2 protein-coding genes and 1 riboswitch are annotated in these 21918 nt (G+C 50.8%); both genes read left to right on the top strand.

Annotated elements, in window-relative coordinates; genetic code table 11:
* Positions 1–72 precede the first annotated feature (72 nt).
* Positions 73–159: riboswitch (cyclic di-GMP riboswitch) on the top strand.
* Between the two features lie 184 nt (positions 160–343).
* Positions 344–11092 carry a lichenysin non-ribosomal peptide synthetase LicA gene (gene licA / locus M1D90_RS20115; protein WP_456283008.1) on the top strand — a complete coding sequence of 3583 codons (10749 nt, stop codon included), beginning with the start codon at positions 344–346 and terminating at the stop codon, positions 11090–11092.
* A gap of 19 nt (positions 11093–11111) precedes the next feature.
* Complete coding sequence (gene licB / locus M1D90_RS20110) at positions 11112–21881, top strand: lichenysin non-ribosomal peptide synthetase LicB (protein WP_456283007.1); 10770 nt, start codon at positions 11112–11114, stop codon at positions 21879–21881.
* The last annotated feature ends 37 nt before the right edge of the window (positions 21882–21918 follow it).

Raw genomic sequence — 21918 nt, 5'->3', positions numbered from 1 at the left:
ATTTTTCGGTGAAAAAAACAAAATTTTCATTTAAAGTGAACTGTGAGCAGAAAATGAATTTATAGCAATAAAAGCAGATAAAGGCAAACCTGCGGAAACGCAGGGACGCAAAGCCATGGCCTAAGGTACTGACGGTGCTACGGTTGACAGGTTGCCGAATAAACAGGGAGTTCGCCCGTTTTTATTCGGGTGGACTCTTTTCTTTTTTATTTCCAAAATAATGTTTTATTGGAAATGACAAATCTGTGACAGCGTTTTTCGCTCATCGCAATACCGCAACATTGCATTGCGGCTTGGCTGTTCGCATCGTCATACATAGCAAAAGATAAAGGAGGAATAAAAAATGGGAAACACATGTTACCCGCTGACACATGCTCAAAGGAGAATTTGGTACACTGAAAAGTTCTATCCCGGCACAAGTGTTTCAAATTTGAGCGGCTTTGGAAAATTAAAATCTGCCTCCGGAATCGATTCCGGGTTATTGACTGAAGCCATTCGCCAGTTTGTCCGTACAAATGAAACCATGCGATTCAGACTGTTGTTTGATGGAGGGGATGAGCCGAAGCAATATATAGCGGAAGACGAACCTTTCCGGATTGAATATTTCGACGCTTCAGAAATCGGAGGAGCGGACGGCGTTCTTAAATGGGGACAAGCTGAGGCGCGTCGACCCCTGCCTTTGTATGAAAGTCCGCTGTTTAAATTTGCCGTCGTTCGCATTAGTGAGGAAGAAAGCTGGTTTTTTGCAAAAGTTCATCATATCATTTCCGACGGTATTTCGATGACGATCTTGGGCAACCGCATTACAGACATTTATTTGAAGCTTGCTAAAGGGGAAACCGGCCTCGAACCTGTTCAGTCATTATTTACGGAACATATTCAGAGTGAATTGGAGTATGAAAATTCGAAGCGGTTCCAGAAGGATAAAGCATATTGGAACGCACAATATGAAGTGATTCCGGAGCCCGTATCGTTAAAGGCGAGCGACACGTATCAGAGCCAATTGGATGCAGCCCGCTTTTCAAAAGAGATTTCCCCTGCCCTGTATAAAAAAATTCAAACGTATTGTAAGGAACATAACATAAGTGTACTCTCCCTGTTCTTATCCATTTTGCACATTTATATGCACCGGATAACCGGACAAAAAGACGTCGTTCTCGGAACATTTATGGGTAACCGGACAAATGCAAAAGAAAAACAGATGCTCGGGATGTTCGTATCGACGATTCCAATGAAAGCCTCCATTGATGTACACCAGGACTTTAGTGCATTTGTGCAGGAAAGAATGAAAGATCAGCTGAAGATCATTCGGCATCAAAAGTATCCGTACAATCTGCTGATTAATGATTTGCGGGAAAGACAGCCGCATGTCAGCAAATTGTTCGCCGTCTCACTGGAATATCAAGTTATGCAATGGCAGCGGAAAGAAACGTTGTCATTTCTTACCGAGCCGATTTTCAGCGGCAGTGAAGTAAACGATATTTCCATTCACGTGAAAGAGAGATGGGACACAGGGACGCTTGCGATTGATTTTGATTACAGGGAGGAGCTTTTCACCTGTGAAGAAATGGCCGTTTTATATGAACGGCTGATGACGCTGCTTGAAGATGCCCTGTTGTTTCCGCAAAAAACAATCGCTGAACTGGAGATTGTTCCCGCATTTGAAAAAGAGCGGCTGTTAAAGCGTGCATCAAGCCAAACCATCGCATATGACAAGAACATGACCCTGCACGGTTTATTCGAACAAAAAGCAGCCGATCATCCCGAAAAAACCGCCGTTGTATATGAAGGACAAAAACTTTCGTACCGTGAGCTGAATGAACAATCGAATCGTCTGGCAAGGGCGCTTCGAAGAAGAGGCATCGGGCCTGACGCTCCGGCTGCGATAGTGATGGAGCGGTCAGAGCGGGTTATTACGGCGATGCTGGGCGTTTTGAAAGCCGGCGGAGCTTATGTACCGATCGATCCCGGATTTCCGAAAGAAAGAATTCGCTTTATGCTGGAGGATTCAAAGGTCAAAGCGGTTATCACAGACAGCGGGCTGACTTTTGAAACGGCCGAAACTGTGCGGTTCAGCGAAGCGCTTTCTGAATCGTGGGAAAACGGTTATCCGTCTTCAGAGGCAGGCGCCGGGCACCTTGCATATATCATTTATACTTCCGGGACAACGGGCCGTCCAAAAGGCGTCATGATTGAACACAGGCAGGTCCACCACCTTGTAAGAGGGCTTCAGCAGGCCGTTGGTGCATATGATCAGGATGATTTGAAGCTGGCACTTCTGGCTCCGTTTCATTTTGACGCTTCCGTTCAGCAGATTTTTACGTCTCTATTGCTTGGCCAAACGTTGTACATCGTACCGAAAAAGACGGTTTCCGACGGACGCGCTTTATCGGATTATTACCGCCGCCATCAAATCGATGTGTCAGACGGTACGCCGGCTCATTTGCAGCTTTTGTCTGCTGCCGATGATCTTTCAGGTGTCAAACTGAGGCATATGCTTGTTGGAGGAGAGGCATTATCAAGGGCCGCAACGGAAAGGCTGCTTCAATTATTTGCAGAAACAGCTGAATCCGTGCCTGCTGTTACGAATGTTTACGGCCCGACTGAAACTTGTGTGGATGCTTCTTCTTTTACGATGACAAACCACGCAGATCTTCAAGGCGATACGGCCTATGTCCCGATCGGTAGACCGATTGGAAACAACCGTTTTTATATTTTGGATGAAAACGGTGCACTCCTTCCTGATGGTGTCGAAGGGGAATTGTATATTGCAGGAGACGGAGTCGGCCGAGGCTATTTGAACTTACCTGACATGACCGCAGACAAGTTCTTGGAAGACCCGTTTGTCCCCGGAGGTTTCATGTATCGAACAGGGGATGCAGTACGTTGGCTTCCTGACGGTACGGTTGATTTCATCGGCCGAAAAGACGATCAAGTGAAAATCCGCGGCTACCGGATCGAGCTTGGCGAGATAGAGTCGGTGCTGCAAGGAGCCCCTGCTGTCGGAAAAGCAGTTGTCCTCGCGCGGCCCGAAACCGGCGGCAGCCTTGAGGTTTGCGCTTATGTCGTGCCAAAACAAAGCGGGGAAATTCACCTTCAGGGGCTGAGGGAGCATTTATCCAAGCATCTGCCTGACTATATGATACCTTCCCACTTTGTCGAGCTTGATGAAATACCGCTGACGGGAAGCGGCAAAGTCGACCGGAAAGCGCTGCTTCGCCATGAAGTCTCTGTCAGCGGGACTGCAGAGTATGCGGCACCGAGAAATGAATATGAAGAAAAAATGGTGGGTATATGGCAGGAAGTGCTCGGAACTGAACAAGTCGGAATCCACGACCAGTTTTTTGAACGGGGCGGCCATTCTCTCAAAGCGATGGCCATGCTGGCAAAAATTTATAAAGCTTTCGGTGTCGAGGTTCCGTTGCAAGTCCTGTTCGAAAAACCGACAGTGGCGGCGTTAAGCGGCTTTGTTTCTGAAGCGGAGAAAGACGGATACACGGTAATTGAACCGGCGCCGGAAAGTGACGATTATCCTCTCTCATTGGCGCAGCAGCGAATTTATATCGTCAGCCAGCTGGAGGATGCCGGAGTCGGCTACAATATGCCGGCCGCGGCGATGCTTGAGGGCACCCTCGATGTTCAGCGCATTGAAGCTGCTTTTCAAAAACTGATTGACAGGCATGAGGCGCTGCGGACTTCGTTTACAGTTGTCGATGGCGAGCCGAGACAGAATATTCATCAAAGGGTTCAGTTCAAGATTGAGAAGGTTGAAGCAGATGGGAAGCCGATCGAACAAATGGCAAAATCTTTTGTCCGCCGCTTTGATCTCGCCAAAGCTCCGCTGATGAGAGCCGGTCTCGTCCGTCTCGCAGACGGCAGACATGTGCTGTTGTTCGATATGCATCATCTTGTGTCTGACGGCGTGTCGATTTCGATCATATTGAATGAGCTGGCCGCACTGTATAAAGGGGAAGAACTGCCGGAGCCGAATTTGCATTACAAAGATTATGCTTTCTGGCAAAGGACGCAGGCACAAAAAGGTTTTCAAAAAGAAGAGGCTTATTGGCAAAGCGTGTTCGCCCGAGAGCTTCCCGTACTGCAGCTGATAACGGATGAGCCGAGGCCGTCTATTCAAAGCTTTGAAGGAGACAGGGTATCCGCAGTCCTGCCAAAAGACATGAAAGAAAAATTAGCCGTGCTGGCAGAGCAAAACGGCGCGACATTGTATATGGTCATGCTGGCCGCATACAACATGCTGCTAGCAAAGTACTCCGGGCAGGAAGATGTGATCGTCGGAACGCCGGCGGCCGGCCGCAGACATTCCGATCTGGAAGGAATCATCGGCATCTTTGTCAATACGCTGGCGATCCGTTCAAAAGTGGAGTCGGGCAGAACGTTCAGAGACTTCCTGCATGATGTAAAGAAAACGGTAATCGACGCTTTTGAGCATCAGGATTATCCGTTTGAGCGGCTTGCGGAAAAGGTTGGTGCATCGCGCGATTTAAGCCGTCATCCCGTCTTTGACACGATGTTTATTTTGCAAAATGCATGGGAAGACATTCCGATGCTCGGCGATTTGCACCTCTCGATTTATGAAACGAACTTCAATATTGCAAAGTTCGACCTGACGCTGCAGGCGAAAGAAGAGCAGGGAGAATTGATTCTCGATTTGGATTACAGTACGAAGCTGTTTAAAAAAGATACGGCAGAAAGGATGCTGAAAGCATATTTGCACCTTCTGGAGGGCATGACGGCTGATCCGCTGCGCAGAATCGGCGAGTACAGCCTTTTGACAGAAGAGGAAACGAATCGTCAGCTCGTCGCGTTCAACCCCGCGGCAAGCGATTATCCGCGGGAGAAAACGATCGTTCAGCTATTTGAGAAACAGGCGGCAGAAAGAGGCGGACATCCCGCCCTGCAATTTGAAGACAAAGTATGGTCATACGGTGAGCTCAATCGGAAAGCGAACCAATTGGCGAGGCGCCTCCGCGAAAGAGGTGTGCAGCCCGGCACGACGGCAGCCATTCTCACCGCCAGATCGGCTGAAATGGTCATCGGCATTCTCGCTGTGCTGAAAGCTGGCGCTGCTTATGTGCCGATCGATCCGGATCATCCTGAAAAACGTGTGCAACATTTCTTCGAGGACAGCGGAGCGGCGGTTCTTTTAACACAAAAGGCGATGAAGCCGTTCGCTGAGGCGGCTGAATTTGGCGGCGACATTCTATTTCTTGAGGATGAACACCTTTATCTGGGAGATGCGTCTGATTTGCGCCTTCCGATTTCACCGGAAGCAATGGCCAATCTAACGTATACATCCGGAACGACTGGGACGCCTAAGGGCAATATGGTTTCTCACCGGAATATATTGCGTACGGTAAAAAACACAAATTACTTGGATGTGATGACATCCGATATCGTTCTTTCAATTTCAAATTACGTGTTTGATGCCTTTATGTTTGATGTGTTCGGTTCATTGCTGAACGGCGCCAAGCTGGTGATAGCTCCAAAAGACACGATTCTTGATATGAGCCGGCTCGCACATGTACTTGAAAAAGAAAAGGTTACCGTCTTAATGATCACGACCGCATTATTCAATCTGCTGACAGACATGCGGCCGGACAGTTTGAAGGGACTCCGCAGGGTTCTGTTCGGCGGCGAACGTGCATCTGTCGATCATGTCAGAAGAGCTCTGAACACAGTTGGCAAAGGACGGCTGCTTCATATGTACGGCCCGTCTGAGAGCACTGTCTTTACAACCTATTATCCAGTCAACGAAGTGCCGGACGATGCGCAGGCTATACCGATAGGAAAGCCTGTCAGCAATACGGAGGTTCTGATTCTTGATTCATTCGGCAATGTACAGCCGGCAGGGGTTGCGGGAGAATTGTGCGTCGGCGGAGACGGCCTTGTCCGCGGCTATTTTAACCGCTCTGAACTGACGGCTGAAAAGTTTACGGAACATCCGTTCAAAACCGGTGAGAAGATTTACCGGACGGGCGATATGGCGAGATGGCTTGCCGACGGATGTCTCGAATTTATCGGACGGATTGATCATCAGGTCAAAATTCGCGGACAGAGGATCGAGCTGGGCGAAATCGAGCACCATCTCCTCACACATGAAATGGTTCAGGAAGCCGCTGTTCTTGCTGTTGACACCGGGAAGAGAGATCAAATGATCTGTGCTTACTTTACGGCCGATCAGGAGCTTTCTAGTGAAGAGCTTCGCCGATATGCGGCAGAAGGTCTGCCGGGCTACATGATTCCGTCCGTGTTTATGCAGCTGCAGGAGCTTCCGCTCACAGGCAATGGAAAGGTCGACAGAAGGGCGCTGCCTGAGCCGGATGTCACGCAGGCCGCGCAAAAGGAATATACGGCGCCAAGGAGCCGAACAGAAGCACAGCTTGCCGATCTTTGGCAGGAGGTGCTCAATGTACCGAAAATCGGTGTGCATGACAATTTCTTTGAACTTGGCGGACACTCTTTAATCGGAATGACGCTCATTGCCCGTATCCAGCAAGAGATGAATGTTGATCTGCAGCTGAAAGATTTGTTCCAGGCGCCGACAATCGAAACCCTGGCGCAGGCTGCGGAAAAAACTGAGAAAAAATCAGCCGTTTATATTGAAGCGGTGCCGGACCGGGAAACGTACCCGGTATCTTCGGCGCAAAAACGGCTGTACGTCCTACAGCAGATTGAAGGCGCTGAGAAAAGCTATCACATGCCGGCCGTTCTCCAGCTTGAAGGGAAGCTTGATTTGAAGCGCCTCGAGTCTGCCGCGCAAATGCTGATCAAGCGCCATGAAGCATTCCGCACGACATTTGAAATCAAGGACGGCGAACCTGTTCAGCGGATTTGGGAAGCTGCGGAATTGACCATTGATGTCATCGATGCAGATGAACAAGAAGCGGAAAAGCTGATTAAAGAATTCATCAGGCCGTTTGATTTAACAAAAGCCCCGTTATTTAGAATGAGCATCATACGTTTCACGGGAGAAAAACATCTTTTGCTTGTGGATATGCATCATATCATTTCAGACGGCGCTTCTGTCAGCGTCCTGATCGATGAAATGACAAAGCTTTATGCGGGAGAGGCGCTTGAACCGCTGAGGATTCAGTATAAAGACTTTTCTGTATGGCAGCAGCATCTGCTGACAGAACGGCACAAAGTGCAGGAGGAATACTGGCTCAAGGAGCTGGCCGGCGAGCTGCCTGTTTTGACGCTTCCGGCAGACTATCCGCGTCCTTCTATTCAAACGTTTGAAGGAAGCCGTCTCAGCTTTGCGCTGAAACCGGAGCTTGTCCAGCAGCTGAGAAAACTGGCCAAGGAAACGGACAGCACTTTATACATGGTGCTCGCTGCCTCATACAGCGCGCTTTTATCCAAACTGAGCGGACAGAGCGAGGTCATTGTCGGCTCTCCGGCTGCCGGGCGGCCGCATACTGATTTGAGCCGGATCATCGGCATGTTTGTCAATACGCTTGCAATAAGAACGCGTCCTGAAGGAGACAAGCCGTTTTCTGCATTCCTTGAGGAAGTGAAAGAAACGACGCTCGGCGCGTTTGAGCATCAAGATTACCCGTTTGAAGAACTCATCGAGAAGCTGAACATCCAGCGCGACATGAGCCGAAACCCATTGTTTGATGCCGTCTTTTCAATGCGAAATGCCGATTTGAAGGACTTGTCAATGGAAGGGATCACACTCAAGCCGTATGATTTTGCCCATCAGACCGCGAAGTTTGACCTGACGCTGACAGCGGCGGAAGAGGACGGACTTCTCGTTTTTGAAATGGAATACAATACAGCTCTCTTTAAGCATGAATCGATCGAGCGCTGGCGCGGGTACTGGGTCAATCTGCTCGAAGCGGTTGCCGAAAATCCGGATGCCCGCCTTTCAGAGCTTTCGTTTCTGGATGAAGCAGAAAAACGGCGAATCGTCCAAAATTGGAATGAGACGAGACTGGCTGTGCCGCAGGACAAAACGATCCATGAGCTGTTCGAAGCGCAAGTTCTCCGCACGCCTGACCGTGGGGCAGCGGTGTACAACGGCGTGAAGTGGACGTATAAAGAGCTGAACGCACGGGCGAACCGTCTGGCTCGGCTGCTGATCGAAAAAGGAGCCCGTCCTGAACAGCGGATCGGGATCATGGTCAAGCCTTCGCTTGAAATGGCCGCTGGCGTGCTCGCGATTTTGAAAGCGGGAGCGGCCTATGTGCCGATCGATCCTAGCTATCCGGCTGAACGGATCAGATACGTGCTGAAAGACAGTGGCGCAGAGCTGCTTCTGACGCAAACAAACTTAGCCGCACCTGAAGAATTCAGCGGTGAAACACTTCTTCTCGATTCGATGCTGAGCGAAGAAATCACAAAAGACGATGAGGTGAACCCACAGGCAGGTACACAGTCTGACAACCTGGCCTACTTGATCTACACATCGGGCACGACCGGCCAGCCGAAAGGCGTCATGGTCGAACACCGGTCGCTTGTGAATTTGTGTTATTGGCATAATGACGCCTTTAAGGTCACCGAACAGGACAAAAGCGCGAAATATGCCGGCTTCGGCTTTGACGCTTCCGTTTGGGAGATGTTCCCGTATTGGATCGCCGGAGCGGAGCTTCACATCATTGATGAAGCGACCCGGATGGATATTACGCGCTTAAATCAATACTTTGAAGAGAACAAAATAACGATCACGTTCCTGCCGACACAGTTGTGCGAACAGTTCATGGAGCTGGACAACCAGTCGCTGCGCGTGCTGCTTACGGGCGGAGACAAGCTGAAACGGATCGCAAAACGCTCCTACACGCTCGTCAACAACTATGGACCGACGGAAAACACGGTCGTCGCGACGAGCACGGCGATTGATCCTGATAAAGGAATGCTTTCAATCGGAAAGCCGATCGCCAATACGCGGGCGTATGTGCTAGGACAAAACAACGAAGTCCAGCCCGTCGGTGTCGCGGGTGAGCTGTGCATCGCCGGCCGCGGGCTTGCGCGCGGCTATCTGAACAAGCCAGAGGAAACGGCGAAGCGTTTTACGGAAGACCCGTTTGTGCCGGGCGAGCGCATGTACCGGACGGGGGACGCGGTCAAATGGCTGGAAGACGGACGGCTTGAGTACATCGGCCGAATCGACCAGCAGGTGAAAATCCGCGGCTTCCGGATCGAACTTTCTGAAATCGAAGTCCAGCTCGCGCGGCTCTCCGAAGTGCAGGAAGCCGTCGTCACCGACATCGAAGACGCCTGCGGCAACAAAGCGCTGTGCGGCTATGTCGTTGCGAATGAACAGCTTGATACAGAAAGCCTCGCCCGGAAGCTGGCGCAGACGCTCCCGGACTACATGGTACCGTCATTCTGGGTGCAGCTTAAAGAGCTTCCGGTTACGGCGAACGGAAAAGTCGACCGAAGGGCGCTGCCTCAGCCTGACGTCGAAGCGCAGACAGCCGAATACAAAGCGCCGCTTACAGAAACGGAACAGCTGTTGGCGGACATTTGGCAGGAGGTTCTCGGTATAGACCGAATCGGGATCACAGACAATTTCTTCGCGCTCGGCGGAGACTCGATCAAAGGAATTCAAATGGCAAGCCGGCTTCAGCAGCACGGATGGAAGCTGGAGATGAAGGACTTGTTTCAGCACCCGACGATCGGAGAGATCAGTTCGTATATTGAATGGGCCGATGCTAAACCGATCAATCAAGGACCTGTCGAAGGGGAAGTCACATTGACGCCGATTCAGCGCTGGTTCTTTGAGCGCCGATTTACGAACGAGCATCACTGGAATCAGTCGGTCATGCTTCACGCTTTAACGGGATTCGACCCGGAAACGGCAGGCAAGGCTTTAAGCAAGCTGATCGAACATCATGACGCACTTCGCATGGTTTATCAACGAAATGGAGACGGGATTGTTCAGTACAACAGAGGGCTGGAAGAAACAGCGGTTCGCCCTGAAGTCATCCGCTTCAATGAATCGGGCGCTGAACTTGAAGCTGCCGTGTTGAAGGCATCAAACCGGATTCAAAGCAGTATCGATTTAACCGAAGGCCCGCTTTTGAAAGCGGCGATCTTTAAAACGGATCAAGGCGATCATCTTCTCATTGTTATTCATCATCTCGTTGTGGACGGAATCTCATGGAGAATCCTCCTTGAGGATTTCGCCGCCGGGTACGCCCAGGCTGAAAAAGGGGAGCCGATTATTCTTCAAGACAAGACGCACTCTTTTGCTGAATATGCGGCTCGCCTGGAAGAATATGCAGGGTCAAAAGCTTTCGCAAAAGAAATCGGCTATTGGCAGGAAATCGAACAGGCGGAGACGGCAGCGCTCCCGAAAGACGATGAAGCAGAGGACAAGCGGATGCGCCATACGAAAACGGCTGAGTTTTCCCTCTCAAAAGAAGAAACGGAACAGTTGATGACAAAAGTTCATGAAGCATATAACACGGAAATGAACGACATTTTGCTTACGGCGTTGGGCTTGGCGCTGAAAGAGTGGACGGGGCAGGAAGACTTTATCATCTGCTTAGAGGGACACGGCCGGGAGGACATCATAGACGGCTTGAATATTTCCCGGACGGTCGGCTGGTTTACAAGCCAGTTCCCGGCGCTGATTCAAATGCGCCATTCAGGGGATATCGGCTATCAAATCAAACAGATCAAAGAAGAATTGCGCCACATTCCGAATAAAGGAATCGGCTATGGCATTTATCGTTATTTGACCGAAGAAGGCAAAAAGGCGAAGCCGATCAAGCATGATATCAGCTTCAACTATTTGGGCCAGTTTACAGAGATGGCGGATTCGGGTCTGTTCACGAGATCAACTTTGCCATCCGGCGATCCGCTCAGCCCGGAAACGGAAAAACCGAATGCGCTGGACATCGTCGGCTATATCGAAGACGGTATTTTGACAATGTCAATCGCTTATCATTCACTCGAATATAAAGAAAGCACCGTCGCCGCTGTCGCCGCAAGCTTTAAAACTTATTTGCTGCAATTGATCGATCATTGCTTAGAGCGGGATGGGGGCGAACTGACCCCGAGCGATCTTGGAGATGACGAACTCACGCTTGAAGAATTAGATAAATTGATGGAGATTTTCTAACAAAAAAACGAGGTGCCTTATGGGGAAACAAAAGATTCAAAAGGTGTATCCTTTGACACCGATGCAGGAAGGGATGCTGTACCACGCAATGCTTGATCCGGAATCTTCCTCTTACTTCACACAGCTGGAGCTATTCATAGACGGGGAATTTGATTTGGGGATCTTTGAAAAAAGCGTGAATCAGCTCGTGCGTTCATACGATATTCTCAGAACGGTTTTTGTTCACCAGCAATTGCAAAAACCGCGCCAGGTTGTCCTGGCTGAACGGCAGGCAATAGTGGAATTTGAGGATCTTGCGGACTTGGATGAGGAAAGGCAAACAAACCGCATTGACCGGTATAAACAAGAGGTACAGGCTGCCGGGTTTAATTTGGCGAAAGACATGCTGTTTAAAACGGCGGTCTTTCGGCTTGACCGGAATAAGTACCTTCTCGTCTGGAGCAACCATCATATCGTGATGGACGGCTGGAGCATGGGGATATTAATGAAACGCCTTTTTCAAAACTATGAAGCGTTTCGAGCAAACCGGACGGTTCCGCTTGATCAGGGAAAACCGTATGCGGACTATATTAAATGGCTCGGCCGGCAGGATAAGGGTGAAGCGGCATCCTACTGGGAACACCGCCTTTCGGGTTTAGAAAGTCCGAGCGTCATTCTCGGCGGCAAACCGCGGCCGGATTCAGAATCGTACCGGAACGAGGAGTTTACGTTTGTTTGGGACAAGAATATGGTGGATGCCCTTCAACAGGCGGCAAACCGCTATCATGTCACAGCTCCCAACCTTTTTCAGGCGATTTGGGGAGCGGTTCTTGCCAAATATAACAGAACCGATGATGTGGTGTTCGGCACGGTTGTGTCCGGGCGCCCGTCGGAAATTGACGGAATCGAGCATATGGCAGGGCTATTCATCAACACGATCCCTGTCCGTTTAAAGGTCGATCAAAACGCATCGTTTGCCGAGCTGTTCAAACAAGCACAGCAGCATGCGATTTACGCGGAGCGGTACGACTACCTACCGCTCTATGAGATTCAAAAGCGGTCGGCATTGGACGGCCGCTTGATCAGCCATCTTGTCGCGTTTGAGAACTATCCGCTTGATAAGGAGCTTGAAAACGGAACGATTCATGAGAGGCTCGGCTTTTCCATCAAGGCTGCCGGAGCTTTTGAACAAACGAATTACGACTTTAATTTGATCGTTTATCCGGGAGCTGAGTGGACGATCAAATTGAAATACAACGGTGCGGCTTTTGATGCGGCTTTCATTGAGCAGGCCGCCGGGCATTTAACGAGACTTGCAGAAGAGGCGATTGCAAATCCCGAGTCAAAAGCAGCCAGCGCCGCCATGTTATCAAAACAGGAGCAACAAACGCTGCTCGCTTTTAATCAAACAAAATCCGATTATCCAAGAGAAAAGACGATCCCGGAGCTGTTTGAAGAACAGGTTAAAGCGTCTCCTGACAAAACGGCTGTTGCCGCTGACGGAAGAAGCCTGACTTACCGCAGGCTGAATGAGAAAGCCAATCAGCTCGCGAGAAGACTGAAAGCTAAAGGCTTGATGCACGGAAATGCCGCCGCCATTATGATGGAGCGGTCGCTTGAAGCAGCCGTCAGCATGCTGGCGGTGCTGAAAGCAGGCGGCGTGTACGTGCCGATCGATCCCGGATATCCTGAAGAGCGGATTCGCTTTTTGCTCGAAGACAGCGGGTCAAAGATCGTCCTTACAAAAGACAGTACGCAGATTTCGCTGGAAGGGTATGAGGTGCTCGCCGTAAATGCGATGGATGCAGAAAAAGAAGATGCCGCCAACCTTGAACATGTCAACAAGCCCGAAGATCTTGCCTATTACATTTATACATCCGGATCGACGGGCAGGCCGAAGGGCGTTATGGTCGAACACCGCAATATCGTCCGCCTTGTCAAAAATGCGGGCTACATCCCGCTGAAGAGCGGCGTGAAGATGGCGCAGACAGGGGCTGTCAGCTTTGATGCCAGTACATTTGAAGTATTCGGCGCACTGCTAAACGGAGGAACCCTTTATCCCGTCCCGAAAGAGACGCTCCTTGATGGAAAAAGGTTCAACATGTTTCTGAAGGAAACCGGAATCACAACAATGTGGCTGACTTCGCCTCTTTTCAATCAGCTTGCTCAGCAGGATCCGGGAATGTTTGCAACCTTGAACGATCTGATTATCGGCGGAGATGCCCTTGTTCCGGGAATCGTCAACAGAGTCAAACGCGAATCACCGGAACTGTCGCTTTGGAACGGATACGGGCCCACCGAAAATACGACATTTTCGACCTGTTTTTTGATCGATCAAGCATATGAGAGAACGATCCCGATTGGAAAGCCGATCGGAAATTCAACCGCCTATATCGTTGATGAACACGGCTCGCTTCAGCCGATCGGCGTGCCCGGTGAACTGTGTGTCGGCGGAGACGGGGTGGCGCGCGGCTACTTGAATCAGCCTGAGTTGACAGATGAAAAGTTTGTCGGCGATCCTTTTGCCGAAGGGAAGCTGATGTACCGTACGGGCGACTTGGCAAAATGGCTTCCCGACGGGAATATCGAATTCCTCGGCCGAATTGATCATCAAGTGAAGGTTCGCGGCTTCCGGATCGAATTAGGCGAGGTTGAAGCGGCTTTAGCCCGCCTTGAGGGGATTTCAGAAGCGGCCGCTGTCATTCGGGAAAACAACGCCGGAGAAAACGAGATTTGCGCCTATTACACTGCCGTTGGCACGAGGCCGGCCGCGCAGCTGCGGACAGAGCTGTCCCGGTCGCTTCCGGAGTATATGATTCCGGCCCATTTGATCGAACTCGACAGCATGCCGCTGACAGCCAACGGAAAGGTTGACAAACGTCAGCTTCCGGCTCCTATCGCTGAAGAGACTGCTAGATTCGAAGCGCCAAAAAATGAAACGGAGGAAATTCTGGCGGCAATCTGGGAAGAGATTCTCGGCATCAAGCAGCCGGGAATCGATGACAACTTCTTTTCCATCGGCGGACACTCGCTGAAGGCGATGATGCTGACTGCCAAAATACAAGAGCAGCTCCAAAAAGAGGTGCCGATCAAAGTATTATTTGAAAAACCGACGATCAGAGAGCTGGCCGAATTTCTTCAAGGAGAAACAAAAGAGGAAACCGCTTCGATTACGCCGGCACCATCCCGTCCGAATTACCCGGTTTCGTCCGCCCAACGGCGCATGTACATCCTCAATCAGCTCGAAGAAGCAAGCACGAGCTACAATGTGCCGGCGGTTCTGCTTTTGGAAGGCGAATTAGATAAGGAGCGTTTGGAAGCCTCGTTTCGGGCTTTGATCGGCCGCCATGAAACATTGCGGACATCGTTCGAATTAATCGATGGAGAAATCGTTCAAAGCATCCATCAAGACGCGGTTTTTCACCTGACGGAATCAGTGGCGGAAGAAGCGGAAGCCGAAGCGGCGATCAGAGAATTTATCCGGCCGTTTGAGCTGAATAAGGCGCCGCTCGTCAGGGCGGAGCTCGTGAAGCTTGAAGAAAAACGCCATCTGCTGATGATCGATATGCACCATATTATTACGGACGGAAGCTCCACCGGCATACTGATTCGCGACCTGGCCGGCTTCTACCACGGAGAAGAGGCGCCTGCCCCTAAGCTCCACTATAAAGATTTCGCTGTGTGGCAAAACGGACCGGAGCATCAGGAGAAATTGAAAGAACAAGAACAGTATTGGCTTGACGTTTTTAAAGGCGAGCTGCCTGTTCTCGATCTGCCGTACGATTTTCCACGGCCGTCAAAACGCAGCTTTGAAGGTGACCGTGTCGTCTTCGGAATCGATCAAAAACTGACGGCAGACATTCAAAAGCTGCTTTCTGAAGCTGATGCGACACTTTATATGTTCCTGTTGGCTGCATTTGATATCCTGCTTTCCAAGTATGCGTCACAGGATGATTTGATCGTCGGATCGCCCGTGGCAGGCAGAACCCATCCGGATTTGCACAACATTCCGGGCATGTTTGTCAATACGCTGGCGCTCCGCAATCGTCCTGAAGGAGAAAAAACGTTTAAGCAGTTTTTGCAGGAAGTCAAAGAGACAAGTCTTCAAGGCTTTGCCAAGCAGGATTATCCGCTTGAAGAACTGATTGAAAAACTGCCATTGCCGCGGGATACAAGCCGAAATCCGCTGTTCAGCGTCTTTTTCAACATGCAGAACATGGAGGTCCCGACGCTGAAACTCGGAGATTTGCAGATTTCGTCTTACTCGGTGCGCCACCGCACGGCGAAGTTCGATCTGTCGCTTGAGGCTGTGGAGCATGATGGCGAAATCGGTTTGAGTTTTGACTATGCCGTATCCTTATTTAAAGAAGAAACGATTAGGCGCTGGAGCGGTCACTTCTTAAATGTGATTAAAAAAATCTGCGAAAACCCCGGCATTAAGCTCAGGGACATCGAACTGCTTTCAGTCAAAGAGCGCGCACTTCTGCTCGAAGAAGCGAGGCGCAGCCAGGCGGAGCGCCTTGAGGAGCGGCCGTTTCATGTACAGTTTGAAGAAAAGGCGGACGAAATGCCTGATCAGCCGGCCGTTGTCTGCGGGGAAACGATCCTCACATACCGCGTGCTCGACGAAAAAGCAAATCAGATCGCAAATGTGCTGCGCAGTGAAGGCGTCGGAAAAGACGATGTTGTCGGCATTATGCTGAATCGTTCTGCAGAGGTCGCCGCAGCGATTCTAGGTGTAATGAAATCAGGAGGCGCTTTTTTGCCGATTGATCCGGAAATGCCGACGAGCAGGGTGCAATATATGCTGGAAGACAGCGGAGTCCGCTGGCTCTTAACAGAACCTTCCCATCAAGCGGATCTCGCGGATTGGTATACCGGGAGACTGATAGATGTCAGAAAAGACACGCTGATGGCAAGTAATAAACGGCCGCATCCAACTACGGACGGAGCGAGTTTGGCGTACATCATCTACACATCCGGAACGACTGGCCGGCCGAAAGGTGTTCAGCTCGAACACCGGAATCTGGCAAACTATGTTTCCTGGTTTATCAGTGAGGCGCACCTGTCAGCTTCGGATAAAACGATGCTTTTGTCTTCCTATGTGTTCGATCTCGGATACACGAGCTTTTTCCCGGTGCTGCTTGCCGGAGGAGAGCTGCATATCGTCCCGAAAGAAACGTATACAGAACCGGAGGCATTTACTCATTATATCGGTGAACAAGGGATCACATATATGAAGCTGACGCCGTCGCTTTTCCATACGGTCGTTCAGCCGCAAAGCTTCGCTTTGGCAAAGGGGCTTCAGTCATTGAGACTGATTGTACTAGGGGGAGAAAAAATCAATCCGAAAGATGTGGAGCGGTTCCATTCCCGCTATCCGGACACCAGATTCATCAATCATTACGGTCCGACGGAAACGACGATCGGAGCAATCGCTAAACCGCTCGAGCCGGACATGATCGGACAATTCGCCGAGCGTCCGACGATTGGACGGCCGATTTCGGGCGCCGGAGCACTGGTATTAGACGCCTCCCACCGGCTTGTTCCCGCCGGAGCAGCAGGCGAGCTGTATATAACGGGAAGCGGGCTTGCAAGAGGATATGTGAACAACCGGGAACTCACGGCTGCGAAGTTTGTCGAAAATCCTTACACGCCGGGCACATTCATGTACCGAACAGGGGATCTCGTCCGCCGTCTTCCGAATGGAGAGATTGAATTTTTGGGGCGGACGGATGATCAGGTGAAAATCCGCGGCTACAGAATCGAATTGAAAGAAATCGAAGAAGCCTTTAACGGGCTTGATGATATAGAGCGGGCTATCGTTCTTTCCTTTACGACTGACTCGGGGTTAGACGAATTGTGCGCTTATATTCAAGCGAAACGACAGCTGCCGGTTTCCGAACTGAGAGAGCGTCTTTCCGAGCGGCTGCCGTCGTACATGATCCCGTCATACTTCGTAACGGTGGATAAAATGCCGCTTTCGGCAAACGGAAAAGTGGACCGCCGCGCACTCCCGGAGCCGCAAGGTCTAAACGGACGAAGCGATTCGTATAGAGCGCCGTCAACCGAAATTGAAAAAGCCCTCTGCGGCATTTGGGAAGAGGTGCTTGGCGTTCAGAAGGTCGGACTTGACGATAATTTCTTCGATCTTGGCGGACATTCATTAAAAGGAATGATGCTGACAGCGGAAATCCAATCCAAGCTCGGAAAAAAAGTACCGTTAAAAACATTGTTCGATTGTCCGACAGTCGGCTTGCTCGCCCGCAGTATTGAAGCATCCGAAGGACAGTCACAACAAAGCGGGATTCAGCCTGCCGAAAAACGCGACTGGTATCCGGTTTCATCCGCTCAGCAACGGATGTATGCCCTCCATCATTTTGAAAAGAACGGAACGGGCTACAATATGCCGTCTGTTCTCATGATGGAAGGCGTGCTTGATACGGATCGTTTAAGACGGGCGTTCGCCGACTTGGTGAACCGCCATGAATCATTGCGGACCGTATTTGTTGAAATCGATGGCCGTACCGTTCAAATTGTGCATGAAAAAGCGGACATTGACTTAAAGGTTATTCATATTCATGAAGACGACGCAGAAGCGGAAATCAACCGCTTTATTAGACCGTTTGATCTCAGCATGGCTCCGCTGATCAGAGCCGAGCTGCTCTCCATCAGCTCTACGCGCCATCTGCTTTTGATTGATACACATCATATTATTGCGGACGGCGTTTCCAGAAGCTTTTTCGTCAAAGAAATCGCACAGCTTTATAAAGGCGCTTCGCTCCCTGAACCGAAACTGCACTATAAAGATTATGCGGTGTGGCAGCAAGAACCTGACCAGCAAGAAAACATCCGGAAACAGGAAGAGTTCTGGCTTCGGCAGTTTAAGGAAAGCGTTCCGGAACTTAGCCTTCCGCTCGACTTTCCGCGTCCACCTGTCCAAAGCTTTGCCGGGAATCGGGTTCACTTTAAAGTATCAAAAGACACCGCCCTTAAAATCCGCCGTTTGACGGCGGAAACGAACACGACGCTGAATATTGTGATGCTCGCCGTTTTTAACCTGTTTTTAAGCCGCCTTGCCGGCCAAAAGGATATTGTTGTCGGCTCAGCGGCAGCGGGCAGAACGAATGCTGATCTGAAAGACATGCCGGGGATGTTCGTCAATTCGTTGGCGCTGAAAAACCATGTACCTGATCAAGCATCATTCAGCGAGTTTTTGGAAGAGGTCAAAAACAACAGCCTCGCAGCCCTCGACCATCAGGACTATCCGTTTGAAGAGCTGATCGCCAAGCTTGATTTGCCGCGCGATATGAGCCGGAATCCGCTGTTCAATGTCATGCTGACAACGGAAGATCCTGATAAAGAGACGCTCGATTTAGACGGTCTGACAATCAAGCCGTATGAGATTTCACATGCTGCTGCCAAGTTCGACCTGACACTGGGGGCTTTTGAAAAAGATCATGAAATCGGCCTTCAGTTCGAATATGCAACAGATTTGTTTCAGAAACAAACGATTGAACGCTGGAGCGGATATTTGCTTAACCTGCTCGAAGCGGTTGCCGAAAACCCGGATGCCCGCCTTTCAGAGCTTTCGCTTCTGGATGAAGCGGAAAAACGGCGGATCGTTCAAAATTGGAATGAGACGAAGCTTGATGTGCCGGAGGACAAAACGGTCCATGAGCTGTTCGAAGCGCAAGTCCTCCGCACGCCTGACCGCGGGGCAGCGGTGTACAACGGCGTGGAGTGGACATACAAAGAGCTGAACGCGCGGGCGAACCGCCTGGCTCGGCTGCTGATCGAAAAAGGGGCCCGCCCTGAACAGCGGATCGGGATCATGGTCAAGCCTTCGCTTGAAATGGCCGCTGGCGTGCTCGGAATTTTGAAAGCGGGAGCGGCCTATGTGCCGATCGATCCTAGCTATCCGGCCGAGCGGATCGGATACGTGCTAAAAGACAGTGGCGCAGAGCTGCTTTTGACGCAAAGCGGATTAACGGTGCCGGACACATTTACCGGAGACGTGATCGATTTAAATGGAAAAGGCTCCATTCTGGACGGCGAGCTTTATCCAGAGGATGACATGAATCCAAACGCGCAAGCTCAGTCAGACAACCTGGCCTACTTGATCTACACATCGGGCACGACCGGCCAGCCGAAAGGCGTCATGGTCGAACACCGGTCGCTTGTGAATTTGTGTTATTGGCATAATGACGCCTTTAAGGTCACCGAACAGGACAAAAGCGCGAAATATGCCGGCTTCGGCTTTGACGCTTCCGTTTGGGAGATGTTCCCGTATTGGATCGCCGGAGCGGAGCTTCACATCATTGATGAAGCGACCCGGATGGATATTACGCGCTTAAATCAATACTTTGAAGAGAACAAAATAACGATCACGTTCCTGCCGACACAGTTGTGCGAACAGTTCATGGAGCTGGACAACCAGTCGCTGCGCGTGCTGCTTACGGGCGGAGACAAGCTGAAACGGATCGCAAAACGCTCCTACACGCTCGTCAACAACTATGGACCGACGGAAAACACGGTCGTCGCGACGAGCACGGCGATTGATCCTGATAAAGGAATGCTTTCAATCGGAAAGCCGATCGCCAATACGCGGGCGTATGTGCTAGGACAAAACAACGAAGTCCAGCCCGTCGGTGTCGCGGGTGAGCTGTGCATCGCCGGCCGCGGGCTTGCGCGCGGCTATCTGAACAAGCCAGAGGAAACGGCGAAGCGTTTTACGGAAGACCCGTTTGTGCCGGGCGAGCGCATGTACCGGACGGGGGACGCGGTCAAATGGCTGGAAGACGGACGGCTTGAGTACATCGGCCGAATCGACCAGCAGGTGAAAATCCGCGGCTTCCGGATCGAACTTTCTGAAATCGAAGTCCAGCTCGCGCGGCTCTCCGAAGTGCAGGAAGCCGTCGTCACCGACATCGAAGACGCCTGCGGCAACAAAGCGCTGTGCGGCTATGTCGTTGCGAATGAACAGCTTGATACAGAAAGCCTCGCCCGGAAGCTGGCGCAGACGCTCCCGGACTACATGGTACCGTCATTCTGGGTGCAGCTTAAAGAGCTTCCGGTTACGGCGAACGGAAAAGTCGACCGAAGGGCGCTGCCTCAGCCTGACGTCGAAGCGCAGACAGCCGAATACAAAGCGCCGCTTACAGAAACGGAACAGCTGTTGGCGGACATTTGGCAGGAGGTTCTCGGTATAGACCGAATCGGGATCACAGACAATTTCTTCGCGCTCGGCGGAGACTCGATCAAAGGAATTCAAATGGCAAGCCGGCTTCAGCAGCACGGATGGAAGCTGGAGATGAAGGACTTGTTTCAGCACCCGACGATCGGAGAGATCAGTTCGTATATTGAATGGGCCGATGCTAAACCGATCAATCAAGGACCTGTCGAAGGGGAAGTCACATTGACGCCGATTCAGCGCTGGTTCTTTGAACGCAAATTTACGAACGAGCATCACTGGAATCAGTCGGTTATGCTTCACGCGCCTTCAGGGTTTGACCCGGAGCTCGTTGAACAGACATTGGCGGCATTGACAGAGCATCATGATGCCTTGCGCATGGTGTATCAAAAGAAAAACGGCCGCCTCATTCAGTATAACCGCGGGCCGGGCGACCGTTCGTTCGCCTTTCGAGTGGTTGACCTTCGATATGTCACTGACATTGAAACGGAAATCGCCGCCCAGGCAAACCGTCTTCAGGCAAGCCTTGATCTCGAAAACGGGCCGCTTGTAAAGGCAGAACAGTATCAGACTGCGGAAGGCGACCATTTGCTGATCGTCATTCACCATTTGGTGATCGACGGCGTGTCATGGCGGATTCTGCTGGAAGACTTTGCATCAGGCTATTCGCAAGCCGCACAGCAGCATGACATTGTCTTCCCCGACAAAACCAATTCGTTTAAAGACTGGGCAAAAGAGCTTGAGGCATATGCACAAAGCGAACGCTTTCTTAAAACGGCCGATTATTGGCGCAGACTTGAACAAGAGCGCATTTGCGAGCTGCCGAAAGATCGGGCTGCCGCAGAAAGAAAAGCGGAAAACACTTCTGCAGTTACGTTTGAATTAAGCGAAGCGGAGACGCGTCTGCTGCTGACGAAAGTGCATGAGCCGTATGGAACGGATATCAACGACATCCTGCTTTCCGCCCTCAGCCTGACAATCAGAGAATGGACGAACGGCTCCAATATTTGCATCAATATGGAAGGGCACGGCAGAGAGGAAATCATTCCGGGGATGAATATTTCGAGAACGGCGGGATGGTTTACCGCGCAATATCCGGTTATTTTAAAAAGCGAAGCAGCGGCAGGATTGCCTGAGACCATTAAAAACGTCAAAGAAACCCTTCGGCGCATTCCTGACAAAGGAATCGGCTACGGCATTCTTCGCTACTTAACAGACCGGAAAAAAGCCGGTGCCGATTTCTCGATCAAGCCTGACATCAGCTTTAACTACCTGGGGCAGATCGACAGGGAGGTGCAGACCGATTTCTTCGGACCTTCTTCTTATGATATGGGCAGACAGGTTTCTGAAAGGTCTGAAGCGCTCTATGCGCTGAGCTTCAGCGGCATCATCAGCAAGGAAAAATTCATCTTGTCATGTTCATTCAATACAGAGGAATATGACAGACAGACCGTACAAGGGCTGATGGACAGATTCAAAGCTTCCCTAACGGCATTGATCGACCATTGTACAGCTAAAGAGGAGCGCGAATTTACACCGAGTGATTTTTCTGCCGGCGATCTTGAGATGGAAGAAATGGGCGACCTGTTTGACGTTCTTGAAGAAAACTTGAAATAAACACCGAGGACTTGCCCGCTTGTTAAGCGGGCGAGCC

This window comes from Bacillus sp. JZ34, from assembly GCF_053903205.1.
This window is presented reverse-complemented; position numbering and strand designations above follow the sequence as displayed.